At 58.7% G+C, this 18,593-nt stretch carries 18 protein-coding genes, 1 tRNA gene and 1 pseudogene; 11 read left to right on the top strand and 9 right to left on the bottom strand.

Annotated elements, in window-relative coordinates:
• Positions 1 to 48: 48 nt before the first annotated feature.
• The 8 genes and pseudogenes from ACO6VD_RS03855 to ACO6VD_RS03890 form a co-directional block, all read right to left on the bottom strand.
• Positions 49 to 1,011: a FecR family protein gene (locus tag ACO6VD_RS03855; RefSeq protein WP_422417156.1), complete on the bottom strand. Its 963-nt coding sequence runs from the start codon at positions 1,009 to 1,011 to the stop codon at positions 49 to 51.
• Entirely contained in the window at positions 1,004 to 1,531 is a 528-nt protein-coding gene (locus ACO6VD_RS03860) for an RNA polymerase sigma factor (RefSeq protein ID WP_422417157.1), read from the bottom strand. The genes ACO6VD_RS03855 and ACO6VD_RS03860 overlap by 8 nt, the downstream gene beginning before the upstream one ends.
• A gap of 180 nt (positions 1,532 to 1,711) precedes the next feature.
• Positions 1,712 to 4,150 (bottom strand): TonB-dependent siderophore receptor, encoded by a 2,439-nt coding sequence (locus tag ACO6VD_RS03865; protein ID WP_422417158.1) that lies wholly within the window; start codon positions 4,148 to 4,150, stop codon positions 1,712 to 1,714.
• Between the two features lie 100 nt (positions 4,151 to 4,250).
• Positions 4,251 to 5,090 (bottom strand): FecR family protein, encoded by an 840-nt coding sequence (locus tag ACO6VD_RS03870; RefSeq protein ID WP_422417159.1) that lies wholly within the window; start codon positions 5,088 to 5,090, stop codon positions 4,251 to 4,253.
• Entirely contained in the window at positions 5,087 to 5,632 is a 546-nt protein-coding gene (locus ACO6VD_RS03875) for an RNA polymerase sigma factor (RefSeq protein WP_422417161.1), read from the bottom strand. Before ACO6VD_RS03875 ends, ACO6VD_RS03870 begins: the two co-directional genes overlap by 4 nt.
• A gap of 76 nt (positions 5,633 to 5,708) precedes the next feature.
• Positions 5,709 to 5,906, bottom strand: a pseudogene (locus tag ACO6VD_RS03880) (helix-turn-helix domain-containing protein); the annotation flags it as partial.
• A gap of 142 nt (positions 5,907 to 6,048) precedes the next feature.
• Positions 6,049 to 7,089: a hypothetical protein gene (locus ACO6VD_RS03885; RefSeq protein WP_422417163.1), complete on the bottom strand. Its 1,041-nt coding sequence runs from the start codon at positions 7,087 to 7,089 to the stop codon at positions 6,049 to 6,051.
• A gap of 304 nt (positions 7,090 to 7,393) precedes the next feature.
• Positions 7,394 to 7,478, bottom strand: a tRNA-Leu gene (locus ACO6VD_RS03890).
• A gap of 108 nt (positions 7,479 to 7,586) precedes the next feature.
• Between ACO6VD_RS03890 and queA the strand changes: the two genes are divergently transcribed.
• From queA to ACO6VD_RS03920, 6 genes are all read left to right on the top strand, one after another.
• Positions 7,587 to 8,636 (top strand): tRNA preQ1(34) S-adenosylmethionine ribosyltransferase-isomerase QueA, encoded by a 1,050-nt coding sequence (gene queA, locus ACO6VD_RS03895; RefSeq protein WP_422417164.1) that lies wholly within the window; start codon positions 7,587 to 7,589, stop codon positions 8,634 to 8,636.
• A 14-nt stretch (positions 8,637 to 8,650) separates the two neighbouring features.
• Entirely contained in the window at positions 8,651 to 9,766 is a 1,116-nt protein-coding gene (gene tgt, locus ACO6VD_RS03900) for a tRNA guanosine(34) transglycosylase Tgt (protein WP_422417204.1), read from the top strand.
• A gap of 46 nt (positions 9,767 to 9,812) precedes the next feature.
• Positions 9,813 to 10,148: a preprotein translocase subunit YajC gene (gene yajC / locus ACO6VD_RS03905; protein ID WP_010223473.1), complete on the top strand. Its 336-nt coding sequence runs from the start codon at positions 9,813 to 9,815 to the stop codon at positions 10,146 to 10,148.
• A gap of 63 nt (positions 10,149 to 10,211) precedes the next feature.
• The gene (gene secD, locus ACO6VD_RS03910) at positions 10,212 to 12,077 is read left to right on the top strand and encodes a protein translocase subunit SecD (protein WP_422417165.1); all 1,866 of its coding nucleotides are present in this window, start codon (positions 10,212 to 10,214) and stop codon (positions 12,075 to 12,077) included.
• Positions 12,078 to 12,086: 9 nt separating this feature from the next.
• Positions 12,087 to 12,998, top strand: coding sequence for a protein translocase subunit SecF (gene secF / locus ACO6VD_RS03915; protein WP_422417166.1), 912 nt, complete (start codon positions 12,087 to 12,089; stop codon positions 12,996 to 12,998).
• A 120-nt stretch (positions 12,999 to 13,118) separates the two neighbouring features.
• Positions 13,119 to 13,667 (top strand): glycine zipper 2TM domain-containing protein, encoded by a 549-nt coding sequence (locus ACO6VD_RS03920; protein WP_400170911.1) that lies wholly within the window; start codon positions 13,119 to 13,121, stop codon positions 13,665 to 13,667.
• Positions 13,668 to 13,723: 56 nt separating this feature from the next.
• Here the strand turns inward: ACO6VD_RS03920 and suhB are convergent, their stop codons facing one another.
• On the bottom strand, positions 13,724 to 14,542 hold the full coding sequence (suhB, locus tag ACO6VD_RS03925) for an inositol-phosphate phosphatase (protein ID WP_107023630.1): 819 nt from the start codon (positions 14,540 to 14,542) through the stop codon (positions 13,724 to 13,726).
• A gap of 145 nt (positions 14,543 to 14,687) precedes the next feature.
• Here suhB and trmJ point away from each other — a divergent pair, with 145 nt between their 5' ends.
• The 5 genes from trmJ (at position 14,688) to iscU (ending at position 18,579) form a co-directional block, all read left to right on the top strand.
• Complete coding sequence (gene trmJ, locus ACO6VD_RS03930) at positions 14,688 to 15,461, top strand: tRNA (cytosine(32)/uridine(32)-2'-O)-methyltransferase TrmJ (RefSeq protein ID WP_422417167.1); 774 nt, start codon at positions 14,688 to 14,690, stop codon at positions 15,459 to 15,461.
• A complete protein-coding gene (gene cysE / locus ACO6VD_RS03935; protein ID WP_400170908.1) occupies positions 15,462 to 16,244 on the top strand; it encodes a serine O-acetyltransferase in 783 nt (260 codons plus the stop codon).
• Between the two features lie 153 nt (positions 16,245 to 16,397).
• The gene (gene iscR / locus ACO6VD_RS03940) at positions 16,398 to 16,889 is read left to right on the top strand and encodes a Fe-S cluster assembly transcriptional regulator IscR (protein ID WP_038614519.1); all 492 of its coding nucleotides are present in this window, start codon (positions 16,398 to 16,400) and stop codon (positions 16,887 to 16,889) included.
• 42 nt (positions 16,890 to 16,931) lie between these two features.
• A complete protein-coding gene (locus ACO6VD_RS03945; protein ID WP_422417168.1) occupies positions 16,932 to 18,146 on the top strand; it encodes an IscS subfamily cysteine desulfurase in 1,215 nt (404 codons plus the stop codon).
• Between the two features lie 46 nt (positions 18,147 to 18,192).
• Positions 18,193 to 18,579, top strand: coding sequence for a Fe-S cluster assembly scaffold IscU (iscU, locus tag ACO6VD_RS03950; protein WP_002552476.1), 387 nt, complete (start codon positions 18,193 to 18,195; stop codon positions 18,577 to 18,579).
• The last annotated feature ends 14 nt before the right edge of the window (positions 18,580 to 18,593 follow it).

The raw sequence follows: 18,593 nt of genomic DNA on the forward strand, positions 1-18,593 counted from the left end.
CGCGAAAGCCGTAAAACTTTTTTCACCGCTGTAATTGGCGCGTACCGCTCAGCGAACTATCAAGGCTCCACCGGGTAAACGGGTGACTTGAGTGGCGGTGACTTTGCTCAGCGCCTGGACCACTGCTTGCGGTTCATCCAGCTGGTAATTACCGCTGACGCGTTGCGCGGCGGCGGTGTCGTTGAACAGCAGGATCGGGGCCGGGTAGTAGCGGCGCAACTCATTGAGCACTTCGGCCAGTGGCGCGTCCTGGAAGGACAGGCGGCCATTGATCCAGGCCATCTGCCGTTCGCCGCCGTCCTGGTGCATGGGTTGCAAGTGGTTGTCCTGCAGCTGTTGCCAGTTACCGGCTTGCAGCAGGTTGTCTTCGCCGGTGTTGTTGGCGAAGCGTACCCGGCCTTCACGTACGGCGACGGTGGTGTGGTTTTCGCGTTTACTGACGCTGAATCGGGTGCCGACCACCGTCACCCTGGCTTCACCCGTGTCGATCACAAGCGGGCGCTCGGCATCATGAAAGGCCTCGATGTAGAGGTCACCACGGAGCAAGCGAATATGCCGGGATTTACCGTCGAATGCGGTGCTGATGGCGCTGTTGCTGCCCAGGACGATATGCGAGCCATCGGCCAGTTCCAGGCGTTCTACCTGGGCCATCGCTGTCAGGTGGTCGGCTTGCAGGCGCATCGGTACCTCGGCCATCCAGCCGATACCGAGCATTAGTAGCAGAGCGGCGGCAGTGGCGAAATATCGGCTCATGCTGCGGCGTCTGGAGCGCGAGGCAGGTACTGCCAGGTCAACATCCAGGCTTTGCAGGGCGAGCGCGAAGGCCTGGTTGTCCCACAACCTTTCCAGTTCCACATAGGCCGCAGCATGCTCCGGGTCGGCTTCACGCCACTGCTCGAAGCGATGGCGGGCGACAGGGTCGCTGCTGATCTGCTCACGACGAGTGAACCAGTAGCTGGCCTGTTCTCTGGCCGATTCGCCAGGACTCAGGTTGTGTGATGCTTCAGTCATGGGCGGTCTGCAAGTCGGTGGCTTTGATGCAGGCAGTGAGCGCACTACGAAGGTCTTTTTCCACCGTGCTCAAAGAAACCTGCAGGCGCTGGGCAATGTCGCCTTGGGTCAGGCCGTGCAGTTTATGCAATATCAGGATTTGTTGCTGGCGTTTGGGCAAGGTCGCCAGTACCCGCTGAAACTGTTGCAACTGCTGTTGGCCTTGGGCGTGGCTGTCCGGGCCCGGTGCTGTGGTCGCAACCTCCACCACCTGGTTTTCGTCAGCGTGCGGATCTTCGAAGCGGCGCTTGCTGCGTTGACTGCGCAAGTGATCGAACGCCAGGTACTGGGCGGTCTGGTAGAGGAATGGGTGCAAGTGTTCAATCGGGCGGCTGTGCAGGGCTTTGGACACCTTCAGGTAGGTTTCCTGGGCCAGGTCTTCGGCGAGACTGGCGCAGCCGACCACGCGCGACAGCATGCGGATCAGCGCACTGCGCTGCCCGATAAACAGCGTGCTGAGCTTCTGTTGGTTGGTCTCCATGGCCACAGCCCCCCGCTACCCCGATCTCGATCAACGCGAATTCGCGCATACTAATAAGAGTGAGTCTCATTTCCAAGGTATTTAATCGCGGTACTGAAATCCGGGTAACAAAAACCCAGCCAGTGCCGGGTTTTTGCATCGTCCAATAGCGAAGGCGTGTGCTGCTTGCCCAGGGAGCGCTTAAAGCGACCAGCGCACCGTCACCATCGCGTTGCGCGGCTCGCCGTACAAGCTGTTGCCGTAGTCGGTATTGGAACTGATGTCCTGGTAGTATGTCTTGTCGAAGACGTTGTTCAGGTTCAGGCGGACGTTGACGTTTTCCGACGCCTGATAGCTGGTCATCAGGTCGACCACGGTGTAGGCCTTTTGCTCGATACGGTAGTCGAACGTGGTCAGGTAATCGTTGGTGCCCTCGTTGTACACGGTGTTCTGCCGGTAAAGACCGCCGCCGATGGTCCAGCGGCTCAGCTCGCCGGGCAGCTGATAGGTAGTGAATGCCTTGAATATGTGACGAGGAATGTTGGTGCTGAACAGGCGCCCGACATTATCTTCGTTGCTGTCCTTGGTGTATTTGGCCGAGGAATAGGTATAGCCAGCCCCGAGCTCCCAACCGGGCGCCAGTGAGCCGTTGATTTCCAGTTCAACACCTTCGCTGCGTACTTCACCCGCAGCTTCATGACAGGTGGTCCCCACCGGGTTGCACTGGTTGGGGTTGAGTTCCTTGGCGCGGTTCTCTTGATCGATGCGGAATATCGCCGCGCTGGCATTCAGGTTGCCGTCAAAATACTCGCCCTTGATACCGATCTCGTAGTTTTTACCTTCGATGGGCTTCAGTGCATTGTTCTGGGTATCTAGTTCCGTTTGTGGGCGGAAGATGTCGGTGTAGCTGACATAGACCGAGTGGTTCTGGTCAAGGTCATAAATGGCCCCGGCATAACGCGTCAGGTGGCGCGTGACTTTGTTGGGCAGGCTGCTGGCCGAGGATTTGCCGTTCCAGCGGGTGTCGACATCGTACTCATACCAGTCCAGACGCCCACCGAGGATTATTTTCAGCTCGTCGGTGATGTTCAGGCGAGTGGTGAGATAAGTCCCTTCCTGTTGGCTGGTGCGGTGCTGGGTCCAGGGTGTGGCGCTCATGTCCGGCTTGGGAATGCCGGTGGGATTGTTCAGGTCGGTATGGGTCTCCAGGTCAATGGGCAAACCCTTGCCCTTGAACCTAAGGTCCCGCTTGCTGGCGCCGACCACCAGTTCATGGGTGCGGCCGAATAGCGAGAAGGGGCCGCTGACATAACCGTCGTAACTGCTTTGCTGATCTTCGTATTTATACCTGCCGATGTACTGGCCGTACTCATCGTAATTGGTGCCCATGCGCTCCGGTATCGAGCCGAGCATGCTCAGGTCCGACCAGCTCTTGCTGGCGGCCAGAAGCATTTTCCAGCTGTTGGCGAAGCGGTATTCCAGACGGGTGAAGGCGGTGATGTTGTCCTGGTCCCAGTATTCCCAATCGCTGCCCAAGTAAGTGGAGCGTTTTAGGTGCAGGTCGCTGCCGTCGGCAGCAACGGGCAAGCCGCCCCAGGCGCTATTGTTGTTGGCGTTCTGGTTGGAGGCGCCAACGGTGAAGGTGGTGTCTTCATTGAGGTCCGCCTCGGTGATGGCGTAGAACACCGAGCGTTCTGAACCGGTGAAGTCCTGGAAGCTGTCCTTGGTCTGATAGGCAGCGACCATCCGACCACGCAGGCTGCCACTGTCGTTGAGGGCATTGGAGGCGTCGAACTCGGTGCGATAGTTGTCCCAACTGCCGGCACTGCCGGTGATGGTCACGCGCGGTGTGACGGTCGGGCGTTTGCGGATCATGTTGACGGCCGCCGCCGGGTTGCCTGAGCCCTGCATCATGCCCGTGGCCCCACGGACTACTTCCACCCGGTCGAAAATCGCCATGTCGGGCGACGAATTCATGTCGCGGCTGAGGTAGTGGGAGAGGTCGTTGGGCAAGCCATCGGTCATCAGGTTTTCGACGGCAAACCCGCGAGAGTAGAAGGTCGCCCGCTGCGGACCGTCTTTGGTGACGGCGATGCCGGGGGTGCTTTTCAGCACATCTTCCAACGACTTCATGTTCTGGTCGTCCATGCGCTGGCGGGTGATGACCGTGACCGATTGCGGTGTTTCGCGGGCTGACAGGGCGAGCTTGCTCGCAGTCTGCATTGGCCCGGTGGTGTAGGAACCCGAGTCTTCGGTGGTAGCACCCAGGCCCCGTCCCTGAATGGTGGTTGCATCCAGGTTGAGTGCGCCATCGCTGGCAGGTGGGGCGATCAAGTAACTGTCGTTGTCGACTTTCTGTACCTGCAGACCGCTGCGTCCGATGAGGATTTCCAGGGCCTGTTGCACCGTCAACTGGTTATGCAGCGCCGGGGCTTGCCGGCCTTCGGCGATGTCGGTGGCGAACAACATACGGCTGCCGGTCTGTAGCGCCAGCGCGTTGAGGGATTTATCCAGCGCTTGCGCAGGGATGTCCAGGCGGTAGGTGTTCGATTGCGCATTGGCAGCTGCCGCCAGTGCCAGGCTCGAAGCCAGTAATGCCAAACCCTGCGTCATTCGTCGCGATAGCCCGTTGTTGCCCATTGTGTTCCCCGTTCGAACAGTGGTTGAAAGCGTTCTCTATGGGCAATGGCGTATGAGGCGGCGTTGACCTTGATGTCGTGTTGAAAATAATTCTCGTCTGTTAACGGGTCCTGCTCAGGACTACGCTGCCATCACTGGCGCGCAGAAGGCTGACCGGCAGGATTCTGGGCAGCATGTCGATCAGTGCTTCGACGCCTTCACTGTCGAATTCACCTGACAGGCGCAACTCGCCCGTGCGTCCATCTGCGACCTGGATGCTTGCCCGGCGATAGTGCTGCAGGTCCCTGACCACTTCGCTCAGCGGCCTGCCGTCAAAGCGCAACTTGCCGTGCTGCCAGGCGGTCAGCGCAGCAGCGTTTGTCGCTTCAACGCTGCCGACCCGTTCAGCAGTTGCGCGCAATTGTTTTCCCGCTTGCAACAGGCGGGGGGCGGTGTGCTTGTTGCTGACCTCAACGCTCCCCTCGATCACACCCACATCCACGCCGCGGGCATCGCTACGCAGGTTGAACACCGTGCCGATGTCCCGCACCCGCACGCCCTGGCTGCGCACGATAAAGGGCTTGTCAGCATGCACAACGGTGAACAGCGCTTCGCCGTCCAGCAGCTCCAGTTGCCGACTGCGCAGGCGCCACTCGATGCGTAGATGACTACCGGAATTGAGGGCTACCCGACTACCGTCCTGCAAACGAACCTCCTGGCGTTGGCCAATGGCGACCTGTATGTCTTCGCTGCGCCACGCCGGGTCCAGGTGCCATAAGCCGCCTGCCAGCGCCAGGGTCAGCAGCCCTGCGCAGCTGGCTTTCTGTTTGTTGCGCCGTTTTTTGCTCAGCGCCTTGGCCTCGGCCAACAACGCCTCTTTGGACGGTACGCGCTCACGCAACGCTTCGGCAAACGGCTGCAACGGGTCGTGTTTTGGATCATGGGATGTCGAAGGGTTCATGGCGAGTCCTGGTACTTGGACTGACAAGCCCGGCGCGCCGGCTCCCAATGTTGAGCGATGGTTTTCATCGCGCGGCTGAAGTGCTGGGTCACCATGTTCACGGAAATATCCAGCGCTTCGGCGATCTCTCGTTGGCGCATGTCATGCACACGATGCAGCAGAAACACCTGCCGTTGACGCGCGGGTAACGCCTGGATGATGTCTAGCAAGGCCGTCAATTGCTGCTCAAAATCCAGCGCCTGGGCTCCATCCCAATCATCGATATGCTGGTAGTCGGGCACATGCCCGTTCAAATGAGCCTGGCGGATACGCTCGGCACGAATGCGGTCGATGGCCCGGTTGAAGGCGGCTTTTCGCAGGAACGCCAAGGGCGTGGCGATGGGTTCACGCGGTGGTTTCTCCAGCATCTGCACGCACACGTCATGCATCAGGTCACGGGCGAAATCTCGACCATTGAAGCGACGTCTGATGTAGTCGACCAGGTCATCGTAATGAAGGGCCAGGGCGCTCATGAGCGGATGGTTTGGGGGAGTGTCGGGCATTGCAGCTACTGGAGTTTATGCGAATGAGTCGCATCATATGCTGCCGGGGGAGGGTTGGCGAGGACGCATTTGGGTATCAGATGCTGCTATTGCGGAAATTACCGGGTGTAATTCCCACTACTTTTTTAAAGGCGCGGGTCCTGTGGCTTTGATCGAAGAAACCGCAAGCGAATGAGGCTTCTGCGAGCCCAGACCCGGTACGCAGTAGTCTTTGCACCTGGGCAATTCTTTTCTGAATTTGATTGCTGTGGGGCGAGACGCCAACGCTTTTTTGAATGCCTTGATCAGTGGCCTGATCTTGAAGGTTCGGACTACTTGGGATTCTGTCAACGAATGACGTCTCAAGGTAAGTAAAGCGGTGGAAATTTTACGGTCTGAACCTCAAGAGAAGGCACCATTCTAGCGGTATCTATAAGTCAGCCGAGTTCAGCGCCAGCTACCCAGCCGCCCAGTTGTTTACTTACCCGTGGTGTGTTGGCAACTAGCGTAATGACGCTAAGCAGATTCATTCTTTTCATTTTTGTAATGGAAAGTTTTTTTAACGGCTGAATTGTTATTATCGCGCGCTCCATGGCGCTCATGAGCCTTGTGCTAGGTTCTCCATTTTGCAATTTGTAGAGATTGGAGAATCGTGGTTTTGGCAGTATCAGTAAGCTTGGAAGTATTACTGGGCTTAGTATTAAAAGCCACGCCACACTAAGCGTGACGCTGACCATCTTATGACTGTGCATTGCGAGGCGAAGGGTGCGCAAAAAACGTACCGGTTTGGGAGCGTTTTTTCTATCTTTTGTCGGGAACTTTCTATGTCGACTGATTGCGCGTCTTTTAAGCGGCTTTACATACCACGATGTCTTCGTGGGCTCAATTAGTTCTAGAATTTTCCAATTAATAAGCCATCGAAATATTTTTAGTCTTCTACTTTTTTTGGCTTCTTTGGGTGCGAGTAGCCAGCTTTCGACCAAAATTGGATGTTGAATTCTGCGTGTACGTATGAAGGCGATATGTGACAGCAGTGCTTTGGCGGTCGATGTGATAAATGCGTGAGATAGGTTATTGATTTTTCGTTGTATTAAATGAACTCGTAACTTGTTGCCTTTGTCCCAGCTTACTGCGAGTCGCTTATCCAGTGCTACCGTTAGCCCCTGATCTCCCATTGCTAGTGCGAGTACTGCAGATAGAGCAAGGGTGGTATACAAAGCCTCCCAGGAAATAATTAGGGCATAATCCGATATAAAATGGATTGCCGGTAAGGCGCCAAGTAGCGAGCAGAATATAGTAAGTGCCTTTACAGCAAAAAATCGATGCAAGACAAATAGTGATCGATAGTGTTTGTTTTTAAAAAATAGTGTCTGTGTCAAGGGTTGCTTAGGAGGGCGAATGCCAGCATTTACAATAGCTGCAAATGCCCAAAAAGCACAACCTGTAGAAAAAATGATGAATTGGATTTCGGCGTTCATGTAAGGCCTTAAAGCTGGAGTTTGGATGCATCGCTGCAATCCCGATCAGCAACTTAATCGGCAAGCATCACCGAATTTTTAGTCTGGCTCTGAAATGATTCATTAAAGGACTATGGTACCAGCCAGCTGAAAGCAGTACAGGGACTGTAGGGGCTGTTTTGCAACCCGTCGCAGGCTACTACCAGTTTGGTGTTGTTCTTAGGGCAGGGCCGGCGGTAGGGGTGCGGTAGGGCGGTCTCTTCACCGGCAAGTCCCAAATCCCAGGCGAAAAAAAACCGACCATAGGGTCGGTTTTCTTCAGATTTGGTGCCCCGAGGGAGACTCGAACTCCCACTCCTTTCGAAAACGGATTTTGAATCCGCCGCGTCTACCAATTCCGCCATCAGGGCTTGTGGCGGCGAAGTATAGAGACGTGCCTACCGTTGGTCAATCAGGTTTCATAGTCAATTTTCGTCTTTTCGGCTAAACTTTGCGGCCCTGTCAAACCGAACACCATCATGCGCGTCGCTGATTTTTCCTTTGAGCTCCCTGATTCCCTGATCGCTCGCCATCCGTTGGCGCAGCGCCACAGCAGCCGGCTATTGACCCTGGACGGGCCGAGCGGGGCGCTGGCTCATCGCCAGTTCACCGATCTGCTCGAGCACTTGCGCCCGGGCGATCTGATGGTGTTCAACAATACCCGGGTGATTCCGGCGCGTCTGTTTGGCCAGAAGGCCAGCGGCGGCAAGCTGGAAATCCTGATCGAGCGGGTGCTGGACAGCCATCGGGTACTGGCCCATGTGCGTTCCAGCAAGTCGCCCAAACCCGGTACGCAGATTCTTGTCGACGGTGGTGGCGAGGCCGAGATGGTCGCCCGTCACGACACCCTGTTCGAGCTGCGCTTTGCCGAAGAGGTGCTGCCGCTGCTCGACCGCGTCGGGCACATGCCTTTGCCTCCTTATATCGACCGTCCGGATGAAGGCGCCGACCGCGAGCGCTATCAGACGGTGTATGCCGAGCGCGCCGGTGCTGTCGCAGCACCGACGGCGGGGCTGCATTTCGATGAAGAGCTGATGGCCAGGATTGCTGCCATGGGCGTGGAAACAGCCTTTGTCACCCTGCACGTCGGCGCGGGTACCTTCCAGCCGGTGCGGGTCGAGCGCATCGAAGACCACCACATGCATAAAGAGTGGCTGGAGGTCGGCCAGGACGTGGTCGACGCCGTCGCCGCCTGTCGTGCCCGTGGCGGGCGGGTGATTGCTGTAGGTACCACCAGCGTGCGTTCGCTGGAAAGCGCCGCCCGCGATGGCGTGCTCAAGGCCTTCAGCGGTGACACCGACATCTTTATCTTCCCGGGCCGGCCGTTCCATGTCGTCGATGCCCTGGTCACCAACTTCCATTTGCCTGAATCCACGCTGCTGATGCTGGTTTCGGCCTTCGCCGGTTACCCCGAGACCATGGCTGCCTACGCGGCGGCGGTCGACAACGGGTACCGCTTCTTCAGTTACGGTGATGCCATGTTCATCACCCGCAATCCGGCGCCGCGCGGCCCCGAGGATCAAGCATGAGTCGCACCTGTCGTATGTCCTTCGAATTGCTGGCCACCGACGGCAAGGCCCGTCGCGGCCGCCTGACGTTCCCCCGTGGCGTGGTCGAAACCCCGGCGTTCATGCCGGTGGGTACCTATGGCACGGTCAAGGGCATGTTGCCGCGGGACATCGAGGCCATCGGTGCGCACATGATCCTCGGCAACACCTTCCACCTGTGGCTGCGCCCGGGTACCGAGGTGATCAAGGCCCACGGCGACCTGCACGACTTCATGAAGTGGCAGGGCCCGATCCTCACCGATTCTGGCGGCTTTCAGGTGTTCAGCCTGGGTGCCATGCGCAAGATCAAGGAAGAGGGCGTGACCTTCGCCTCGCCAGTCGACGGTTCCAAGGTGTTCATGGGGCCGGAAGAGTCGATGCAGGTTCAGCGTGACCTGGGCTCCGACGTGGTGATGATTTTCGACGAATGCACCCCGTACCCGGCCGATGAAGATGTGGCGCGCGTCTCCATGGAGCTGTCGCTGCGCTGGGCTCAGCGCTCGAAGAACGCCCACGGTGACAACACTGCGGCGCTGTTCGGTATCGTCCAGGGTGGCATGCACCAGGACCTGCGCATGCGCTCGCTCGAAGGCCTGGACAAGATCGGCTTCGACGGCCTGGCCATCGGCGGCCTGTCGGTGGGCGAGCCCAAGCACGAAATGATCAAGGTGCTGGATTACCTGCCAGCCCAGATGCCGGCTGACAAACCTCGTTACCTTATGGGGGTAGGCAAGCCGGAAGATCTCGTTGAGGGTGTGCGCCGCGGCGTCGACATGTTCGATTGCGTGATGCCCACGCGCAACGCGCGCAACGGTCATCTGTTTGTCGATACCGGCGTGATCAAAATCCGTAACGCGTTCCATCGCCATGATGATTCGCCTCTGGATCCGACCTGTGACTGCTACACCTGCCAGAACTTCTCCCGTGCATATCTGCATCACCTGGATAAGTGCGGCGAAATGTTGGGCAGTATGTTGAATACGATCCATAACTTGCGCCATTACCAGCGGTTGATGGCTGGTTTACGCGAGGCTATTCAACAAGGTACATTGGCCGCCTTTGTCGATGCCTTTTACGCCAAGCGCGGGCTTCCTGTGCCGCCCTTGGACTGATGTTCTGTCGATCCCTAACAAGTACTGATTGCAACTGGAGTGCTAAATGAGCTTTCTGATCCCCGCCGCTTACGCGGACGCTGCTGCCCCTGCCGCCGGTCCTGCCGGAACCGGTTTCGAGTGGATTTTCCTGGTTGGCTTCCTGGTCATCTTCTACCTGATGATCTGGCGTCCACAGGCCAAACGTGCCAAAGAGCAGAAGAACCTGCTGAGCAACCTGCAAAAAGGTGATGAAGTTGTCACCAACGGCGGTATCGCTGGCAAGATCGTTAAAGTTGCCGATGACTTCGTGGTACTGGAAGTGTCCGACAACGTTGAACTGAAGTTCCAGAAGGGCGCCGTTGCCGCGACCCTGCCAAAAGGTACGCTCAAAGCGATCTAAGTTTCAGTTTTTTACCAATCGACGGGGCGCGCAAGGCGCCCCGCGTCTTGAACGGGCGGCGTGATGCTGAACAAATACCCTCTGTGGAAATACGCACTGATCCTGGTGGTACTGGCGATCGGTTTTATTTATTCCGCTCCCAACCTCTACCCTGATGATCCGGCCGTCCAGGTCAGCGGTGCCAGCACGGCGCTGCAGGTTACTCAGGCGGATCTGGATCGCGTGAGCAAAGCGCTCGTCGAAGCCGGTATCCAGGTCAAGGCCGCGAGCCTGGGCGAGAAGGGCAAGGGCGCGCTGGTGCGTCTGACCAAGCAGGAAGATCAACTTCCAGCCAAGGATGTAGTGCGCAAGGCACTGGGCGACGACTATATAGTAGCTCTGAACCTGGCCCCGACTACCCCGCAATGGCTGCGCAATCTGGGTGCGAGCCCGATGAAGCTGGGTCTGGACCTTTCCGGTGGTGTGCACTTCCTGCTCGAAGTGGACATGGACAAGGCCATGGCGGCCCGCCTGAAAGTCTACGAAGGTGAAGTCAAAAGCCTGCTGCGCAAAGAGCGCGTGCGCTATCGCAGCCTGCCGCAACAAGATGGCGGCATTCAGCTGGGCTTCTCCGATGATGCCTCCCGCGAACAGGCCCGTAGCCTGATCCGCAAGAATTTCAACGATTTCGAGCTGACCACCACCGAGCGTAATGGCCTGTCGGTGCTGCGTCTGGCGATTACCCCGGCCAAGGTCGCGGAAATCCGTGAATACTCGATCAAGCAGAACCTGACCACGGTACGTAACCGGGTCAACGAGCTGGGCGTGGCCGAGCCGCTGGTACAGCGCCAGGGCGCCAACCGTATCGTGGTCGAGCTGCCAGGCGTGCAGGACACTGCCGAAGCCAAGCGTATTCTCGGCAAGACCGCCAACCTGGAATTCCGTCTGGGTGCCGAGCCGGGCGCATCGAAAGCGACCACTGAAACCTTCGAGTTCCGTGAGGGCGGTCGTTCGGCACCCGTCGAGCGTGGCCTGATCATCACCGGTGACCAGGTAACCGACGCACAAGCCAGCTTCGACGAACAAGGCCGTCCGCAAGTGAACATCCGCCTGGATGGTCACGGTGGCGAGCTGATGAGCCGCGCTACCCGTAGCAACGTTGGTCGCAGCATGGCGGTGATCTTCATCGAGCAGCGCCCAACCACGCGCTACGTCAAGCAGATGGTTGATGGCGTGGAAAAAGACGTCGCCGTCCAGACCTTCACCGAAGAGAAGAAAATCATCAGCCTGGCGACCATTCAGTCGCCACTGGGCAGCCAGTTCCGTATCACCGGCCTCAACGGTCAGGGCGAATCCTCGGAACTGGCCCTGCTGCTGCGTGCCGGTGGCCTGGCTGCGCCGATGTACTTTGCTGAAGAGCGCACCATCGGCCCGAGCCTGGGTGCCGACAACATCACCAAGGGTATCGACGCATCCCTGTGGGGCATGCTGTTCGTCTCGCTGTTCATCATGGCCATCTACCGCTTCTTCGGTCTGATCGCCACCATCGCCCTGGCCGGTAACATGGTCATGCTGCTGGCGCTGATGTCGCTGCTGGGTGCAACCCTGACCCTGCCGGGTATCGCCGGTATCGTGCTGACCATGGGTATGGCGGTCGACGCGAACGTGCTGATCTTCTCGCGGATTCGCGAAGAGCTGGCCAATGGCATGTCGGTACAGCGCGCCATCCACGAAGGCTTCAACCGTGCCTACACCGCGATTGTCGACGCCAACCTGACCACCTTGCTGGTCGGTGGCATCCTCTTCGCCATGGGTACCGGTCCGGTCAAGGGCTTCGCGGTTACCATGTCCCTCGGGATTTTCACCTCGATGTTCACGGCCGTAATGGTTACCCGTGCAATGGTCAACCTGACCTGCGGCGGGCGTGATATCAAGAAGCTGTGGGTTTAAGGGGCTGCCATGTTACGTACCATTAACTTCATGGGTGTGCGCAACGTTGCGTTCGGCATCACCCTGCTTCTTACCGTACTGGCGCTGTTCAGCTGGTTCTATAAAGGCCTCAACTTTGGCCTGGACTTCACCGGCGGTACGCTCATCGAGCTGACCTACGAGCGTCCGGCCAACCTCGGCGAAGTCCGTGAGGAGCTGGTCAAGGCCGGCTTCCAGGATGCCGTGGTGCAGAGCTTCGGTGCTACCACCGACCTGCTGGTGCGTATGCCTGGTGATGACCCGATGCTGGGTAATCGCGTCTCCGAGGCGCTGCAGAAGGTCAGTACCGACAACCCGGCGGTGGTCAAGCGCGTCGAGTTCGTCGGTCCGCAGGTCGGCGAAGAGCTGCGCGACCAGGGTGGCCTGGGTATGTTGCTGGCCCTGGGCGGCATCATGATCTACCTGGCGTTCCGCTTTCAGTGGAAGTTCGCCCTTGGTGCGATTCTGTCGCTGGTCCACGACGTGGTCGTGACCATGGGTATCCTGTCGTTCTTCCAGATCACCTTCGACCTGACGGTGCTGGCGGCGGTGCTGGCGATCATCGGTTACTCGCTCAACGACACCATCGTTGTATTCGACCGGGTGCGGGAGAACTTCCGGGTACTGCGCAAGGCCTCGCTGATCGAGAACATCAACATCTCGACCACCCAGACTTTGCTGCGGACCATCGCTACGTCGGTATCGACCTTGCTGGCCATTGCTGCGTTGCTGTTCTTCGGTGGCGACAACCTGTGGGGCTTCTCGCTGGCATTGTTCATCGGTGTCATGGCTGGTACCTACTCGTCGATCTACATCGCCAACGTGGTGCTGATCTGGCTGAACCTGAGCAGCGAAGACCTGATTCCTCCGGCCAAGGCCGAGGGTGTGGACGAGCTTCCATAAGGCTTTTTCCCACGCAGTTGGTCGTATAAGAAGGCGCGAGTATTGAACTCGCGCCTTTTTTTATGCTCCAAGGCAGGGAGAAGGCAGGCAATGTCCTGCAGGTACGATCAGGAGGTTCACGTGAACAAGTCAATGCTGGTGGGTGCGGTTCTGGGTGCGGTCGGTGTGACTGCCGGAGGTGCTGTAGCCACCTACAACCTGGTCAAGAGTGGGCCGGAATACGCTGAGGTGTTGGCGGTGCAGCCGGTCAAGCAGACCGTGAAAACGCCGCGAGAAGTCTGCAAGGACGTGACTGTTACGCGTCAGGCCCCGGTGAAGGACCAGCATCAGATTGCCGGTACTGTGGTTGGTGCGCTGGCGGGTGGCCTGCTGGGTAACCAGATTGGCGGTGGTACCGGTAAAAAGATTGCCACAGTGGCCGGCGCGGTCGGTGGCGGCTATGCCGGTAACAAGGTGCAGGAAGGCATGCAGGAACGCGATACCTACACGACCACCCAGACTCGCTGCAACACGGTCAATGACCTGAGCGAGAAGGTGGTTGGATATGACGTGAAGTATTCGATTGGCGACAAGGTCGGTCAGGTCCGCATGGACCGTGACCCGGGCGCGCAGATCCCGCTGGATAAAGAGGGCAAGCTGGTGCTGAGCCAGGCCCAACCGGGTCAGTAATCCACAGGTAATAAAAAAGCACCCCGAAGGGTGCTTTTTTTGTGCCTGATCGAAACTTAGCGTTTGATCGAAGCCGGCAGGTGCGGCTGGATAGCGGTCAGCACGGCTTTGAAGCACTTGATGTTGCCGGCAACGATATGACCTTTTTCAAGGAAGTCGTGACCACCGGTGAAGTCACTCACCAGGCCGCCAGCTTCCTGGATCAGCAGGGCGCCTGCAGCCATGTCGTATTCCGACAGGCCCGATTCCCAGAAAGCATCGAAGCGGCCAGCGGCGACGTAGGCCAGGTCCAGGCTGGCAGCACCAGCGCGACGGATGCCGGCAGTCTGGCCAACCAGGGCGCGGAACATGCCCAGGTAATTGTCCAGGTCAGCCATCTGGTTGTCGCGGAACGGGAAGCCGGTACCCAGCAGGGCGCCTTCCAGGCTGGTGCGGGAGCTGACGCGCAGGCGACGGCCGTTCAGTTGAGCGCCACGGCCACGGCTGGCGGTGAATTCTTCCTGGCGGACAGGGTCCAGGACCACGGCGTGCTCAAGGCGGCCACGGTATTTGCAGGCAATGCTGACAGCAAAGTGCGGGATGCCACGCAGGAAGTTGGTGGTACCGTCCAGTGGATCGATGATCCACAGGTAGTCCTTGCCTTCTTCGCCAGTGCCGGCGTGCAGGCCGGTTTCTTCGCCGTAGATGGAGTGGTTCGGATAGGCCTTGCGCAGGGCATCGATGATTTTCTGCTCTGCGGCGCGATCGACTTCCGAGACGTAATCCTTGGCGTCTTTTTCATCAACCTTGATGGTATCCAGGCGCTCGATGGAGCGGAAAATCAATTCACTGGCGCTGCGGGCGGCGCGCAGCGCGATATTCAGCATGGGCTGCATGGACGTTTCACCTGGGTCGTTAAAGAAAGCCGAACATTCTAGCAGAAAACTTTCTGCGTAGAAGGGTGGCATTTGCTTTCGTAGCGTAAAGTCGGTGCCTTCTGTAAGATTTACGGCTTCTTTCCCGTGTCTGTGAGCGCTCGCCTTGCTGCAAAATATTCGTGTTGTTCTGGTTAATACCAGCCACCCCGGCAATATCGGCGGCGCTGCGCGTGCCATGAAAAACATGGGCTTGTCGCGTCTGGTGCTGGTTGATCCGCAGGATTTCCCTTCCCATGAGGCCGATGCCCGGGCGTCGGGTGCTGACGATGTGCTCGGCGGCGCCCAGGTAGTTGCCACCCTTGAAGAGGCGCTGGTCGGCTGTAATCTGGTGTTCGGCACCAGTGCCCGCGAGCGTCGCATTCCCTGGCCGCTGGTCGATCCGCGCGAATGCGGCAGCAAGGCCATCGAACATGCCCTTGAGGGTGAGGAGATTGCCCTGGTGTTTGGTCGTGAGTACGCCGGCCTGACCAACGAAGAGCTGCAGCGCTGTCATTTTCATGTGCACATTCCCTCCAATCCTGACTTCAGCTCGCTGAACCTGGCGGCGGCAGTGCAGGTGCTGGCCTATGAGGTGCGCATGGCCTGGCTGGCTGCCGAAGGGCAGCCATCGAAAGTCGAGAAGTTCGAGGTGACGTCGGTGCGCAGCAGCGAGCTGGCGACCATGGATGAAATGGAGCTGTTTTACCAGCACCTGGAAAAAACCCTGGTCGACATCGGTTTTCTTGATCCGGAGAAACCCAAGCACCTGATGCCGCGCCTGCGTCGGCTGTATGGGCGCAGTTCGGTCAACCGTTCGGAAATGAGTATTTTGCGCGGCATCCTCACGGAAACCCAGAAAGTGGCCCGTGGTGAGCCGCATAAGCGCAAGGATCAATAAATGTTCGAGCGTCTGCGTGAAGATATCCAGAGCGTTTTCCACCGTGACCCGGCGGCGCGCAATGCCTTTGACGTGCTGACCTGCTACCCGGGCATGCACGCGATCTGGCTGCACCGGGCGGCCCATGCGCTGTGGAAGCGTGACTGGAAGTGGCTGGCCCGGCTGGTATCGAACTTCGGGCGCTGGATGACCGGTATCGAGATTCATCCGGGTGCCAAGGTGGGGCGGCGCTTCTTTATTGACCATGGCATGGGCATTGTTATCGGCGAAACGGCCGAGATCGGTGACGATGTCACCTTGTACCAGGGCGTAACTCTGGGCGGTACCAGCTGGAACAAGGGCAAGCGTCACCCGACCCTCGAAGACGGTGTGGTGGTAGGGGCCGGTGCCAAGGTGCTGGGGCCTTTTACCGTAGGTGCCGGGGCCAAGATCGGCTCCAACGCGGTGGTCACCAAGGCTGTGCCGGCGGGCGCCACTGCCGTTGGCATTCCCGGGCGGATCATCGTCAAGACGGATGCCGAGGTCGAGGCCAAGCGCAAGGCCATGGCCGAGAAGATCGGCTTCGATGCTTATGGCGTCAGTGAAGACATGCCGGACCCGGTGGCGCGTGCCATCGGTCAGTTGCTCGATCACCTGCAGGCAGTGGATGGGCGCCTGGAGGATATGTGCGGCGCACTGAAGAATCTGGGCAGTGACTACTGCGCCAAGGAACTGCCGGTACTGCGTGAAGAAGACTTCGCGCAGATCAAGGATGAAGCCCGCAGCGACGCCGCGACACATTGACAGAAGGGGCGTGCGCACACGCCCCTTAGTTTGCTATCATTCGGCCGCCCTCTTGCGGCAATCCCGACTAAAGCACTAGGTCTTATAGTTGACTTAAATGCTCGGGAATAGCATACTCGCTCCCATCCCGTAACCCCGTGGTACCTACTAGCCATGCGACTGACTACAAAAGGCCGATACGCCGTGACCGCCATGCTCGACCTGGCGTTGCACGCGCAGCATGGGCCGGTGTCTCTGGCCGACATTTCCGAACGCCAAGGCATCTCCCTATCTTATCTGGAGCAGCTGTTTGCAAAGCTGCGCCGCAGCAGTCTGGTTTCCAGCGTGCGCGGACCTGGCGGCGGCTATCAGCTGTCGCGAAGCATGGAGAGCATACAGGTAGCCCAGGTGATCGACGCGGTCAACGAGTCGGTCGACGCAACACGCTGCCAGGGCCTGGGTGATTGCCACGCCGGCGACACCTGCCTGACCCACCACTTGTGGTGCGACCTGAGCCAGCAGATTCACGAGTTTCTCAGCGGCATCAGCCTGGCTGACCTTGTTACCCGCCGTGAGGTGCAAGAAGTCGCCCAGCGTCAGGACCTGCGTCGTATTGCAGGCCGGGCACCGCAGCTGGACAAGATTGAGACGTCAGCCGTCGAATGACCGTTTCGACGCGCGGCGCGACCGCCTGATAGGAGATATTCAATGAAGTTGCCGATCTACCTCGATTACTCCGCGACCACACCGGTCGACCCACGCGTTGCCCAGAAGATGAGCGACTGCCTGCTGGTCGACGGAAACTTCGGTAACCCGGCGTCGCGCTCCCACGTCTTTGGCTGGAAAGCCGAAGAAGCGGTCGAGAACGCCCGCCGCCAGGTTGCTGACCTGGTCAATGCCGACCCGCGGGAAATTGTCTGGACCAGCGGTGCAACCGAGTCCGACAACCTGGCAATCAAGGGCGTCGCGCACTTCTACGGCACCAAGGGCAAGCACCTGATCACCTCCAAGATCGAGCACAAGGCTGTTCTGGACAGCACTCGTCAGCTGGAACGTGAAGGCTTCGAAGTGACCTACATCGAGCCAGGTGCCGATGGTCTGATCACTCCGGCCATGGTTGAAGCGGCCCTGCGTGACGACACCATCCTCGTGTCGATCATGCACGTGAACAACGAAATCGGCACCATCAACGACATCGCTGCCATCGGCGAACTGACCCGCGCACGTGGCGTCATGTTCCACGTTGACGCAGCTCAGTCGACCGGCAAGGTCGAAATCGACCTGCAAAAGCTGAAAGTCGACCTGATGTCGTTCTCCGCTCACAAAACTTACGGCCCAAAGGGTATCGGCGCGCTGTACGTCAGCCGCAAGCCTCGCGTACGCCTGGAAGCCACCATGCACGGCGGCGGTCACGAGCGCGGCATGCGTTCGGGCACCCTGGCTACCCACCAGATCGTCGGCATGGGTGAAGCATTCGCCATCGCCAAAGAGCTGATGGCCAGCGAGAACGTGCGCATCAAGGCACTGAGCGACCGCTTCTACCAGCAGGTCGAAGGTCTGGAAGAGCTGTACATCAACGGCAGCATGACCGCGCGCATCCCGCACAACCTGAACCTGAGCTTCAACTACGTCGAAGGCGAGTCGCTGATCATGGCGCTCAAGGACCTGGCCGTTTCGTCCGGCTCGGCCTGTACTTCGGCTTCGCTTGAGCCGTCCTACGTACTGCGCGCCCTGGGCCGCAACGACGAACTGGCTCACAGCTCGATCCGCTTCACCTTCGGTCGTTTCACCACCGAAGAAGAAATCGACTACGCCGCGCAGAAGGTGTGCGAGGCCGTGACCAAGCTGCGCGAACTGTCGCCGCTGTGGGATATGTTCAAAGACGGCGTCGACATCTCCAAGATTGAGTGGGCTGCGCACTAAGTAGTCGCCGGCAAGAGCGGCTCTCTGATGAGGAAGGAATTGCACCATGGCATACAGTGAAAAGGTCATCGACCACTACGAAAACCCGCGTAACGTCGGCAAGATGAATGCCGAGGACCCGGATGTTGGCACCGGCATGGTCGGCGCTCCGGCGTGCGGCGACGTGATGCGCCTGCAGATCAAGGTCAACGAGCAGGGCGTCATCGAAGACGCCAAGTTCAAGACCTACGGCTGTGGTTCGGCCATCGCCTCCAGCTCCCTGGCCACTGAGTGGATGAAGGGCAAGACCCTGGACGAAGCCGAAACCATCAAGAACACCCAGCTGGCCGAAGAACTGGCGTTGCCGCCGGTGAAAATTCACTGCTCGGTACTCGCCGAGGACGCCATCAAGGCGGCCGTGCGCGATTACAAGCAGAAGAAAGGTTTGCTCTAAGTTCGCCTGTTGCA

This window comes from Pseudomonas sp. GZD-222, from assembly GCF_049310525.1.
In the GTDB taxonomy this organism is placed as follows: domain Bacteria; phylum Pseudomonadota; class Gammaproteobacteria; order Pseudomonadales; family Pseudomonadaceae; genus Aquipseudomonas.